The organism is Rhizobium johnstonii 3841, from assembly GCF_000009265.1.
In the GTDB taxonomy this organism is placed as follows: domain Bacteria; phylum Pseudomonadota; class Alphaproteobacteria; order Rhizobiales; family Rhizobiaceae; genus Rhizobium; species Rhizobium acaciae.
The window spans coordinates 2564392-2576932 of the sequence record NC_008380.1; the positions used below are offsets into that span (position 1 = coordinate 2564392).

Below are 12541 nucleotides of genomic sequence, written 5' to 3' on the forward strand. Positions count from 1 at the left end.
CCTTTTCGATGTTGAGATTGGACCTCAGCCGTTTGTCGGCTTCGGCGTGATTTGCGTTTTTGCGTCTTTGGCCTTGGTCGCGTCCGGAAGTTCTCCGGTCCACTCGAAGGCCTGCGTTCCGGGCGGGTTTTCGTACCAGCCAGGATCTGAGTAATCGTCCGCCGAGATCCCCTCGCGGACTTTCACGACTGAGAACATGCCGCCCATTTCGATCGGACCATGCGGCCCCCAGCCGGTCATCATCGGAACTGTGTTCTCGGGGATGGGCATTTCCATTTCGCCCATGTCGGCCATGCCCTTGGTGCCCATGGGCATGTATTCCGGCTGCAGCTTCCTGATCTTTTCGGCGACCTTCGATTTGTCCGCACCGATGAAGGTTGGAATGTCGTGACCCATGGCGTTCATCGTGTGGTGGGACTTGTGGCAGTGGATCGCCCAGTCGCCGAGGTACTTGGCATCGAACTCGTAGGCACGCATCGCGCCGACCGGGATGTCGATGCTCACCTCCGGCCACCGCGCCTCCGGCCGCACCCAGCCACCGTCGGTACATGTCACCTCGAAATCGTAGCCATGCATGTGGATCGGATGGTTGGTCATCGTCAGGTTGCCGACGCGGACGCGCACCTTGTCGTTCTTCGACACGACCAGAGGGCTGATGTCCGGGAACACGCGGCTGTTCCAGCACCACATGTTGAAGTCGGTCATCTCCATGATCCGCGGCACGTAGGAGCCGGGGTCGATGTCGTAGGCGTTGAGCAGGAAGACGAAGTCGCGGTCGACGCGCATGAACTTCGGATCCTTCGGATGGACCACGAAGAAACCCATCATGCCCATGGCCATCTGCACCATCTCGTCGGAATGCGGGTGGTACATGAAGGTGCCGGATTTCACGAGGTGGAACTCGTAGACGTAGGTCTTGCCGACTGGAATATGCGGCTGCGTCAGGCCGCCAACGCCGTCCATGCCCGACGGCAGGATCATGCCGTGCCAGTGGATTGTCGTGTGCTCCGGCAGCTTGTTGGTGACGAAGATGCGGACGCGATCCCCCTCGACAGCCTCGATCGTCGGTCCCGGTGACTGTCCGTTGTAGCCCCACAGATAGGCGGTCATGCCGTCTGCCATCTCGCGCTCGACTGGTTCGGCGACAAGGTGGAACTCCTTGACGCCATTGTTCATCCTGTGCGGCAGGGTCCAGCCGTTGAGGGTGACCACGGGCTGATAATCCGGACCTGAGGCAGGGTGGAGCGGCGGCTGCATGTCCGCCGATTCCATGGTCGGTGCGTCGGGCAGGCCCATCGCCGACGTCTTCGTCCAGGCGGCTGTGGTGAGCAGAGCGGCGCTGGCTCCAAAAAGTTGTCGTCTGTTGAACATGGTGTGTCCTTTCTCAATGGCCGCCGCCAGCGCTGCTTTCGGAAGCAGCGGCGACCTCGGTCTCTGCCGACGCCTTCGTCGCGCCGCCGCCGTAGATCGCAGGCGCCAGATCGGCTTCGGCCAGCCAGAAATCTCGCTTCGCGTTGACGGAAAGCAGGATGGAGTTGATCTTGTCGCGGGTGTCGGTGAGCAACTCGAAAGTGTTCGAGATCATGCCGTTGTAGGTCAGCAGGGATTCTTCCTCGACCTTCGTTCGCAGCGGCACGACGCTGTTGCGGTAGTGTCGCGCGATATCGTAGTTCGAGCGGTAGGCTTCGTATGCCGATCTCGCCTCCGACCGGACATTGACGGCCTTCTCCGCCAACTCATTGGCGGCACGCATGTAGCCAAGCTCGGCCTTGCGCATCCGGGCCTTGCCGGTGTCGAAGATTGGGATCGCGAATTCCAGCTCGGCAAATCCCGTCGTGTCGACCTTCTTGTCGCCGTCCTCGATTTCGCGTTCCGTTTCAAGCCCCGTCAGGATTTCCAGATCGGTCACATACCGAGTTGCCTCTGTCAGTCCATAGGAGCGAGCGGTTGCCTCCAACTCAAGTTTGGCAACTTGCAGATCGATACGGTTGCGAAGTGCCTCCGCCTCGATGGTATCGCGCTTGACGACAGCCCTTGGCAGGGACGGCAGGCTGTTCGGGACTTGATAGTCGAGGTCTGAGCCCCAAAGCCCCATAAGGCGCGTAAGCTCTTCCTTTGTCAGCCGGGCCGCCAGACGTGCCTTTGCGGTTTCGCCCGCAAGCTCGGCTACAAAAACATGCTCGCGAGCTTGAGCGCCTTTGGTCATCGCTCCGGTCTCGCCCAGCTTCTGTGCTAGCTCGGAGGCGGCATCGGCAGTCGCCTGGGCGCGTTGTAACTGGCCCACGTTCTCCCAGGCAGCAACGGCGTTGATCCAGGCGCGACGGGTGTCGGCGGCAAGCTGAAGCGTACGCACAGCAGCGTTCAACTGCGCTTGCCGGAACCGCGTGTCAGCGATTTCGATGTCACGCTTCTTCGTGGCAAGGGCCAGGATGTTGGTGACGACGGCCCCTTCGACTGTCTTGAAGGCCTCTAACCCGGGCGTCCCGATGCCTGTCAAGCCAACGGCTACAGTCGGGTTCAGGAACATTGTTGACTGCCAGGCGTCGGCGGCGCTGTCGCCAAGATCGGCATAGGCGGCCTGGAGGCCTTTGTTGTTGAGCAGCGCGATCTGGACGGCCGTCTCGACGTCGAGAGGCTTCGTCTGAGCAAGCAGGCTTGTGACCTGTACGGCGGCCGATCGGGCCTGGTTCCGATTCTGGATCCAGACGGTCTCTTTCGCCGTGACAATGGCGGTCTTGTTGGCAACGGAGGTGAAGCCGGCCTCCTTGCGGGAATACTCGGCGCCTGTGACGCAGCCGCTCAAGGCGAGCGGGAATGCCAGCGCCACGATCAGTTTTCTGGTGCCGATCATGAGCCGTCTCCATTCATGGGAGACTGCAGATCGTTCTGTCTGCGCCAGGGCTTGGGATCGACCGGCTGCCGGGCGACGTAGCCTGCGATCGGCGACCTGTATGCCGCCGGAGGTGCGGACGGCTTGTCGACCGCGGTGGGAGACGCCACCACGTCGGGAGGAAGTGTGGATGCGCAGCCGCCGACGATAAGCGGCAGCCCCACCACGAAAAGCGAGGGTTTCATTATGAGATTTCCGAATAGGAGATAGCCTACGGCGCGCTCGCCCCGAAGCAGGCAAGCGTCCGACTAGACCCGATCAAACGGGTACGTCTCTATTCAGATATTCGGGGGACGGTGGAGGGGCGGCAGCTCGCCAAGGGTTGTTCGGTCGTCGATGAACTGCCGGATCGAGGTTACGACGGGTCCGCCGACATCCTGGCCTTCACAAATGATGCCGAGCCCGCCACAGAAATCCTTGCAGCATTCTTGCTTGACAGTCTTCGATACGCCATCTGCGTCATCGCTGACGTCGCCCTGGGAGTGGTCATGGACGGCCATCTTCGTCATGTCATGGCCATCGTGATGCTGCATTGCATAGGACTCGGACACGACCGCTGCCATTTCGGGGAACGAGGAGCCATGCATGGCGGCGCTAGCGTTCGACAGCGAGTACCCCGCCAGTGATACGATGATCACCAGCCGCATCATCACGAGCAGCCTGCTCATTGCGATTCGGTACATCTTGCCCATGCTCCTCGAACTACATGCAAAGCAGCTCGATTTCAATTGCGACTCATCTGTCGTCGATGTTCGAGTCCTTTATGTGGCACGGAGCCGCTCATCCCGTTCACGATCCTGGTCTTCGTCGCCAAGACCGGCCTCAATGTCGTGCTGACGCTGGCAACTCCAGAAATTCTCGGCTGATCGTTTCCGGCGCGAGAACACCATCCGGTCGACCGTCTCGTCACGGGCGACCAGCGTGTGCCAAGCCGCCGCGGCGAGGTGCAGCGCGACCATCGCCAGGATAATTTGCGAGCCGACCACGTGATATGGCGCTATGGCGAACCAGAGGTAGCTCGCGACGAAGCCCATGCAGGCCTGTCCGATGATTGCGGCGTAGAAGCCATAGTGAAGAGCCTTCGCCGCCCGCTCGGCCCATGAGCCGGGCCATGAACCAGGCCCGCTGGTTTCGGGTGGCTGAAGGAGACGAAGAACCAGCCGCAGACCCATCAGCAGGCCGATCGCCATTCCCGCATAGTTATGAAGCTGGTGCTGGACGACATCCCAATAGGATGGCGTGATACCCATGTGGACAGCGTGGTGGATTCTCTCGATGCTGCCGCCGGTCAGATACTGGACCGGCACCATGAAGGCGACGAGCCAGTGAAGTCCTATCTGGGCCAGCGAGTAGCCACTCCTCATCGATCCTCTCCGAGCGAAAGGTGCAGACTAACTGGCGACAGTTAATGCTTTCTCATTCCGGGTTGCCAAAAGATCTGAATGCTACAGATCAACCGGACTGAGAGCGGTTGGGCGATGTGCTGAGCTGCGTCGACGCGTCGCGCCGTTGCGCGCCGAGAACTGTGAGGAGATGGCCGCCTGATTGGGGGCGCATCCGCCCTCTTGCTGCCCAAATAAAGACGGATATCCGCTCACGGCATCGGATATTCGTTGCAGCATCGTGGTCACCAATCCGGGCGGCGGCGTCGATGAGATTAACAGCTGATGCGAACAAATTCGGACTGCTGGCCTTCGTGGCGGCGGTCCTGATGACGGCGGCCATGTCTTCGGCCGCGGGGGACGTCGTCGCCATTCGGCAGGCGGACATGAAAGCCATGGCCGCAGCGACGAAGACGATTTCCGGCATGTTCAAGGATCCGACGACCTACAAGGCTAACGAGTTCAAATGGGCGGCCGACACCATCCGCGACAGGTCCGGGGGCGTTCTCTCCGCACATTTCGCGTCCGAGGCCGACAGTCGGCAGTCGAAGGCCGGGCCGAACATCCTTAAGGAGCGCGACCGGTTCGACCGCATCGCCAACGACCTGCGCGACTACGCCGTCGCGCTGGACGCCGCCGCGCAGAACAACCCAGGACCGATGTCCGCCAGCATGCGCATTAAGCCCGGAGAGGCCATGGGCGGCGGACCGCTCGGCACCCACGTCCGCAACGAGCAGCAGCTGCTGGCAATGCCGGCAGAACACGCGTTCCACCTCATGCTTCAGACGTGTACGACCTGCCACGCCAAGTTCAGGATGGAATAAGGGCGATCACGCGGGACCGGGAATTGCTCGCTTTGTTGAAGCGTCCGACCTTTCAAGCACGGCCTCATTCGTTTCAAACAGCCATGTTCGACGCTGCCGACATCACTTCCCGAGGGGCGGGACCGCCGAACATATGGCGGCCATCCTCCTCGACTTCCGTGAAACACCAGCGCACGACGCCATCCCGATCGAGCAGGAATTCGCCGACGAGTTGGCCGTGGCCGGTGGCGATCATCTGCTTGTCATCCTCGGTGATTTCATAGCCGTCCGCCTTGTCGAGGAATTCCGACGCCGCCATCGGGTCCATAGGCGCTGGAAGCTCGCCCGGCATGTCGATGCGCATCGACATCACAGTGTTCATGCTGACTTTGCGCGGCCACTCATTCTCATCTTCGGTGAATTGAAGATTCGGCAGGCCAAAGGCCCTGTGCGATGCCCGTTCCGGGTCCGAGGCCGCCAGCAGATTGGGAAGCGGATGGTAGCGGAAATAGAGGCGGGCGCGCTCGATCGGCGTGTTGACGACGGTCAGGCTGTCGATGCCTTTCTCCTGCAATGCGCCGGTGAGTTCGGCCATCGCGGCGATCTGCCGGCGACAGAAGGGGCAATGCAATCCGCGGAACAACCCAATGAGCACTGGCTTCTGGCCGCGAAAATCGTCGATGGCGACCTTGCCCTGGCGGGTGATCGCATCCAGCACCACGTTCGGCGCGCGATCTCCCGGCTGCAACGGTCTTGCGGCGTGGTTCTCCTGCATGTTTCGTTCCTCCCTTTATCTACTTGAATCGATTTGCCTAATCGATCTCCGGCGATCACTGCAACGAGGACAAGTCAGTCGAGAAACGGCAGGACGACGAGCGTGCCGGGATCGAGATTGTGGCGGATGCACACATCCTGTGCCAGCGTGAAATACCGTTCCGCCTCGTCCATGTCGTCATGCTCAAGGCTGAGTGTCGCCAAGCCATCATAGCACGGAAAGAGTAGTTGCGGTTCATCAATTTCCTTCGCAACCTCAAGGGCTTCCTCGTAATACTTACGAGCTAGCTTTGGCTGCCCGCGGCACTGATGAATCTGGCCCAGCACGATCAGCGGCACGGAGAGATGGTCGCGCTGATCGAGCGCCCGGTCGATTTCGACGGCCTTCTCCGCCGCTGGTACACCCTCGGCGGCGCAGCGATCGGTGAAGGTGCAGCAGGCAACTGCGAGGTTGGCGAGAAGGCGCGCCTGGAAGCCGAGATCGCCGATACGGGTCGCAACCTCCAGACCGCGCCGGCAGATTCTGATGGCGTTGGCAGGATCGACGATCGTGTAGAGAACGCCGAGATTGGAATAGGCGCGACAGGCAGCACTTTGCAGATCGGCCTTTTCGGCAACCGAGAGGCTGCGCTCCACTTCCTGTACGGCCTCGCGGCGACGTCCGAGCCGCGCAAAGGCCGCACCCTTCGTATTCAACGCCTCCGCCATCGCTCGCGCTGTCTCCCGTCCGGCCTCGGTCGTCCCGTCGATCGGCAGTGTTTGCAGGCATTGCAGCGCCTGCGTCGCCCACTCTGCGGCAGCGGCCTGATCCCCCATGCGGAAGGCCAGATGCCCACGCTCCTGCAGGACATGTGCACGTTCGACCGGCGCATCGATCGTTGCGATCATCGCTTCGGCTTCGGCCAAATGTGTCTCCGCTTGATCGCGGCGTCCTGCATCGAGATGCAAACGGCCGATCTTGCGCAATATCCTCGCCGCGGCGATAGGATCGTCTTTGGTGCGGTGGATCGCCAGCGCTCGCTGATAATGGTTCAAGGCGGCGTCGCGCAGGCCGGCGGGACCGCAGAGATCGGCAAGACGCTCCAAGAGCGCCTGTTGCTCCGGTGTCACCTCCGCCTCGGTTGCGAAGGCCGCAAGGGCCTGACGGTAGAGGCGCATTGCATCGTCATTGGCGTAGGCCTTGCGCGCCAGATCGCCCGCCGCCATCAGATAGGTGGCGCCCTTGGCCTTTTCGGTGGTCAGGCTGAAATGATGGCCGAGCTGTGCCAGGTGTTCCGGCCGGTCGGGCGCTGCGCCATATTGACGTTCCAGAACCTGGCCGACCCGTCGATGAAGCTCCATGCGCCGTTGCAGCAGGAGATTGTGATAGATGACATCATGCATCAGCGTCTGGCTGAAGCGATAGCCCGGTGACCCGCCGGCATCCGGCCCGCGCAATTCCTCGATGATATTGGCATCGCAGAGATGGTCCAATGCGGCATCGATGGCGGCCGGGTCTGTGGCGATGGTGCGGAGCAGGGCGGTATCGAACTTCGGGCCGACCACCGCCGCCTCTTGCGCCAGCCGTCTGATGTCCTGTGGCAGACGATCGACGCGGGCAAGCAACAGGGCTTGCAGGTTCAGTGGTATATCGACATCCGTGTCTTCCGCTGCAACATGCCAGCGCTGGCCGTCATTGTGCAACGTGCCCATGTCGATCAGCGCCCGAAGGGTTTCTTCGATGAAAAGCGGATTGCCGCCGGCGCGATCGAGGATGCGTTTGCGCATCGTTACCGGCAACTTGGCATAGCTCTCGCCAAAAAACGCAGCAAGCAGCTTCTGCCCGTCGGCCGCAAAGAGTGGGGCAAGACGCTGCACGGTGACGCTGACACGATTGGAGTCCAGTGGGTCGGTCTGCGATGTCGGCCGGTAGACCGCCAGCAGCATCAACCGGCTGCGCTCCAGCCGGTCCATCATGAAGCGAAGCACTTCCAGCGAGGCGGCGTCCGCCCAATGCAGATCCTCAATGACAAGCAGCAGGGGACCTTGCGCCAGCCGCCGCTCGAAGACGGTGCGGACGGCATAGAAGATCTGCCGCCGCAGCTGCTCCGGCTCGATGTACCGCAACGCGCCATCGGGATCGCCGAGGCCGAGGACATGCAGAAAGAGCGGCAGAAGTCCCTCGACGTCTTCCTGTGTTAGATCGAGCGCGCGGAACCCCGTTGCCAGCAATTGCCGCGCCCTGTCGAGATCATCCCGCTCGCCGATGCCGTAGGCGCTGCGGACGACCGCGCCAAGCGTGCCATAGGATTGTTCGCCGAGGGGAGAGCAGGTCGCCTTGCGGATGGCGAGGCCCTGGAAACGGGCGGCATTGCTGGCTATCGCGACGAATTCGTTGACCAGCCGCGACTTGCCGATGCCCGCTTCGCCGATCAGGCGGACGAGCTGCGCCGCACCACCGCAGGCAAGATCGAGGCATGTCAGCAACCGCGACATTTCCGTATCCCGTCCGATCATCGGCGCCTGAAGGCCGAAACTCTCGAGCCCGCGCGCCGTATGCGGCGCTTCCGACAGCCCTGTCAGCCGATGGACAAGGACGTTTCCGCTTTTGCCGCGCAACGCCTGCGCGCCGAGACTCTCGAAGGCAAAGGCATGGCGGGTGAGGCGATAGGTCAGCGGCCCGACAAGGATATCGTTTTCGCCGGCCATGGATTGCAGGCGTTGGGCGGTGTTCACCGTGTCGCCGGTCACCGAATAGGATTTTGTACTGACCGCGCCGAAGCCGCCGGTGACGACAGGGCCGCTATTGATGCCGATATGCAGACGCAGCGGCACGCCGGCGCGGGCGTGCCAGCGCTCGCCGACCTGCGTCGCCCGACCGATCATATCGAGTGCGGCACCGAGCGCCCGGACCGGATCGTCCTCATGAGCGACAGGCGCGCCAAACAGCGCCAGCAGCGCATCACCGACGAACTTGTCGACGAAGCCGCCATAGGCCTCGACTGCCTGGGTCATCTCTTCGAACAATTCGTTCTGCAGCACCCGCATGACTTCGGGGTCGATCTGCTCGCTCAGGGTCGTGAAGCCGCAGAGATCGGCAAAGAGCACGGTCACCGGCCGCCGGTCGGCATCGCCCTCCGATTTAGACGGCACCGCCTCGATCTTAGGCTTCGATGCGGCTTGGACTTTGCTGGGAATAGAAGCACCACATGCGGGGCAGAAGGCAAAATCGGGCTGACAAGGATTACCGCAGGCGGCGCAGGTGACAGGTTGCCTTGCGCCGCATCGCGGACAGAAAGCAAAACCGCTCTGAATATCGAACCCGCAGCCGCTGCACTCCATCGGACGCATCTCACGAAACCCCGATGTACGACTATTTCAGCCGCAACCAGCAGGCGCCTCAGACAGGGGACAAGCATGAACCTGCTGCCGCAGGCCCGCAAGCACTAAACAAGCGGCGGACCGACGATGATGATCCTGATCAGATCATCCCCGAGACAGCGAGGCTGCCTCGTGACACAGGGAGAACGGATACCTCGGATTCCTCGGCCAGCAATTCGGCTTCTCTGCGGGCTGGAAAAAATCGATCCCATCGAACGGTACAAAGACATGATCGAGACGCCAGTCTCGATCATGAGGTCCTCGGCTAGCATCGACGATGACTCTGGTTCGCAGGATCGCGGCTTGCTTTTGGCGTGTTCGATCATCAGCCGTTACTGCCGATTGGTGTCGGCAAGCCTCGCAACCCGGCAGTGGAGGAGCACCGGCCGGTCCGCGTCAATCATCTCCTCGATCCTGGCATCGAGTTCGCTCGGGCTCTCGCAGCGAAGGCCGACAGCGCCATAGGCTTCGGCAAGCTTCGCGAAATCGGGCAGCGAAGCCGAATAAGAGCGTGATCGACCACTGTCATCCGGCACTTGCCGCCATTCTCGCGCCATGCCCGGGCGTTCATCGCTCAAGACGAAGATCTTGATCGGCGCTTGATGCTGTATCGCCGTCGACAGCTCTTTCATCGTCGTTTGCACCGACGCGTCGCCGGCAATGTCGATGACAAGGCGGCCGGGATGTGCGAGCTGCGCCCCCAGCGCAGCAGGAAGACCGAAACCCATGGTCCCCAATCCCCCCGAGGTAATCCAGCGATTGGGCCTGTCGAAACCGAAGAACTGCGCCACCCACATCTGCTGACCGATCTCGGTGGCGATGATCGGGTCGTGCGGCTTTGTCAGCGCATGCAGGCGCTCCAGGGCATGTTGCGGCATGATTGCATGGTCCAGCCGCCGGTAGGAAAACGAATGGTGGGTTCGCCAGTGATCGATCTGTGTCCACCACGCTCGCAACCGCTTCTGGTCGAGGACGGTGGAAAGCGACCGCCAGGCATGGATCATATCCGCCAGCACATGCGCGGCGTCGCCTTGAATGCCGATATCGACGGGAACGCGTTTGTTGATCGACGAGGCATCGATATCGATCTGGATTTTCTTCGAGTGAGGCGAAAACTCATGGACGCGCGAGATCGCAAGATCGTCAAACCGCGCGCCGATGGCGACCATCAGATCGCACTCGCCAATTGCCATATTGGCTTCATGCGAGCCGTCCTGTCCGGCGACCCGCAGCCAGTTTGGCCCGGTGGCGGGATAGGCTCCAAGCCCCATAATGGTGGACGTCACTGGAAAGCCGGTGAGGTCGACGAACTCGCGCAACAATCTCGATGCCTCCGGTCCGGCGTTGATGATGCCGCCGCCGGTATAGATGATGGGGCGCCGGGCTTCGGCCATCAATGCGACCGCCGCTCGGATCGCGTTCTGATCGCCTTGCATTGCCGGCTGGTAGCTCGGCAGCGGAGCTACCTTCTCAGGTGAGACGTAGGTCCCGCTGGCGAAGAGCACGTCCTTCGGCATGTCGACGAGAGCAGGACCGGGTCGACCGGCCGCCGCGACCCGGAAAGCCAGATGGATCGTTTTAGCCAGATCGTCGACGTGTTTGACGAGGAAATTGTGCTTTGTGCAGGGGCGGGTGATGCCGACCGTATCGCATTCCTGAAAAGCGTCCGTACCGATCAGGCTTGTCGGAACCTGGCCGGCGAGGCAGACGAGCGGAACGGAGTCCATAAAGGCATCCTGCAGCGCCGTAACCGCATTTGTAACGCCTGGTCCTGATGTCACCAGCATGACGCCAACTCTTCCGGTCGAGCGGGCATAGCCTTCGGCTGCATGTCCGGCGCCTTGCTCATGGCGCACCAGGAAATGTTTGATGTCCTCCTGTTGGAAGATTTCGTCATAGATCGGCAGCACCGCTGCGCCGGGGTAACCGAAAATGTGTTCGACACCGTTGTCGCGCAGTGCCTGCAGAACGATCTCGCCGCCGTTCATGCGACGATCAGAGGGGTTGTTGAGGGAAAAGTTGGCTTTCTCGCCGGTCATATCTGGGTTCCGTCGTGAGTGAGGTGATGGTGCGACGGGGCATAAAAAAAGGCCCCGTCAGGGACCTGTTTTCGGCGCATGGGTGGCTATTGCCGGACGATCAGACCGTCCTGCCCATGCGCGATATCACCACTACGAGAACCATTGCGATTTTCATGGGCGATAGAGCTACCTCCGAATTTACACGTCGTCAACGACGTCTCTGCGCAGATTTTATCTGTGGTTGAGAATATTTGACATCAGTGGTTCGGTCAGTGACGACGCAAGGGCAGGGGGCGAACCGCTCGCAAGCTATCGACCAAAGGCAAACTCTGCTCGTTCTATCGCCCGCGAAGCGATTTCGACCACTTCCTCCAGTGTGCGCCGGTCAGGCGTTCCGAGCCAGCCGGCAACGAATTGAAGATCAGGCAGTTTGGGGGAGATATCGAGGGCCACCAGTCTTCCGGCCGCGAGCTCGAGCGCGACGATGGCGGGCGGAATAACAGCAATGCCTAAACTGTCCAATGCCATGCGGATCAGCGTGGCGAGCGACGAACTCGCGTAGATTCTGGGCGTCGGCAGGGCGGGATCGGAAAACAGTTCGGTTACCTGCACATAGGGCTGGGTGTTGCGCGCGAAGGTGAGGATCGGCCAACGCGCGATTTCCTCCAGCGAACCGTCCTTGAGATCCGCCTTGACCTTCGGGCTGGCGACAAAACTCACCGGAAACCGGCACAGTTGGCGTTGAATGACGGCAGGAGCGCTCAATGGTCCGACCAGAAACGCCAGATCGATTTTCTGCTGGAGCAACCGCTCGCGCAGATTGGTCGAAATATCGACCTCGATCTCCAGCGCAAGCTTGGGGTAGGTGTTGCTCACCTGTTCGAGGAAGCTCGGAAGCCACGTGTGGACGATCGTCTCTGCCACACCCAGCTTGAATGTACCGCTGAGATGGGTTCGGTCGGCGACCGCGTGGAGCATTTCGGCCCGGAGCCGAAGCAGCCGGTCGGCATAGGTCAGCACCTGTCGTCCGGCTGGCGTGACCGACAATGTCCGGCTAGACCGATCGAATAGCTGGGTCCCGAGTTCCTCCTCCAACTGCGCCACCCGAACGGAAATGGCCGGCTGGGTCGTGTTCAGCTTTTCGGCAGCGGCTCGGAAGCTCTCAAGCTGCGCAATCCACAACACCGTTTCCAACGCCTTGAAATCCACCATGCACAATTCCTCCGATAAATAGAATTTATCGATATTCATGAAAAATGACAATTTGAAATTATCGCGTTTTTGCCGATGCTGGTATCCGAAGAAAACGAG

At 61.1% G+C, this 12541-nt stretch carries 9 protein-coding genes and 1 pseudogene; 1 reads left to right on the top strand and 9 read right to left on the bottom strand.

Annotated features, from left to right (window positions below; all coding sequences use genetic code 11):
- Nucleotides 1-24: 24 nt before the first annotated feature.
- From RL_RS12555 to RL_RS12575, 5 genes and pseudogenes are all read right to left on the bottom strand, one after another.
- Nucleotides 25-1371, bottom strand: a complete 1347-nt coding sequence (locus RL_RS12555) for a multicopper oxidase family protein (protein WP_011652002.1) — start codon at nt 1369-1371, stop codon at nt 25-27.
- Nucleotides 1372-1384: 13 nt separating this feature from the next.
- Entirely contained in the window at nt 1385-2851 is a 1467-nt protein-coding gene (locus RL_RS12560) for a TolC family protein (protein ID WP_011652003.1), read from the bottom strand.
- Nucleotides 2848-3075, bottom strand: coding sequence for a hypothetical protein (locus tag RL_RS12565; protein ID WP_028744406.1), 228 nt, complete (start codon nt 3073-3075; stop codon nt 2848-2850). Before RL_RS12565 ends, RL_RS12560 begins: the two co-directional genes overlap by 4 nt.
- A 93-nt stretch (nt 3076-3168) precedes the next feature.
- Nucleotides 3169-3582, bottom strand: a complete 414-nt coding sequence (locus RL_RS12570; protein WP_173364440.1) for a hypothetical protein — start codon at nt 3580-3582, stop codon at nt 3169-3171.
- A gap of 162 nt (nt 3583-3744) precedes the next feature.
- Nucleotides 3745-4254: pseudogene (locus RL_RS12575) on the bottom strand (cytochrome b); the annotation flags it as partial.
- A 287-nt stretch (nt 4255-4541) separates the two neighbouring features.
- On the opposite strand from RL_RS12575, the gene RL_RS12580 reads away from it, so the two are divergent.
- A complete protein-coding gene (locus RL_RS12580) occupies nt 4542-5096 on the top strand; it encodes a c-type cytochrome (RefSeq protein ID WP_041936324.1) in 555 nt (184 codons plus the stop codon).
- A gap of 73 nt (nt 5097-5169) precedes the next feature.
- Here the strand turns inward: RL_RS12580 and RL_RS12585 are convergent, their stop codons facing one another.
- From RL_RS12585 to RL_RS12600, 4 genes are all read right to left on the bottom strand, one after another.
- Nucleotides 5170-5850 carry a peroxiredoxin-like family protein gene (locus tag RL_RS12585; RefSeq protein ID WP_011652007.1) on the bottom strand — a complete coding sequence of 227 codons (681 nt, stop codon included), beginning with the start codon at nt 5848-5850 and terminating at the stop codon, nt 5170-5172.
- A gap of 74 nt (nt 5851-5924) precedes the next feature.
- Nucleotides 5925-9170: an adenylate/guanylate cyclase domain-containing protein gene (locus RL_RS12590; RefSeq protein WP_041936325.1), complete on the bottom strand. Its 3246-nt coding sequence runs from the start codon at nt 9168-9170 to the stop codon at nt 5925-5927.
- A gap of 371 nt (nt 9171-9541) precedes the next feature.
- Entirely contained in the window at nt 9542-11248 is a 1707-nt protein-coding gene (gene ilvB / locus RL_RS12595; protein WP_011652009.1) for a biosynthetic-type acetolactate synthase large subunit, read from the bottom strand.
- Nucleotides 11249-11539: 291 nt separating this feature from the next.
- Nucleotides 11540-12442, bottom strand: coding sequence for a LysR family transcriptional regulator (locus tag RL_RS12600; RefSeq protein ID WP_011652010.1), 903 nt, complete (start codon nt 12440-12442; stop codon nt 11540-11542).
- Between the last annotated feature and the right edge of the window lie 99 nt (nt 12443-12541).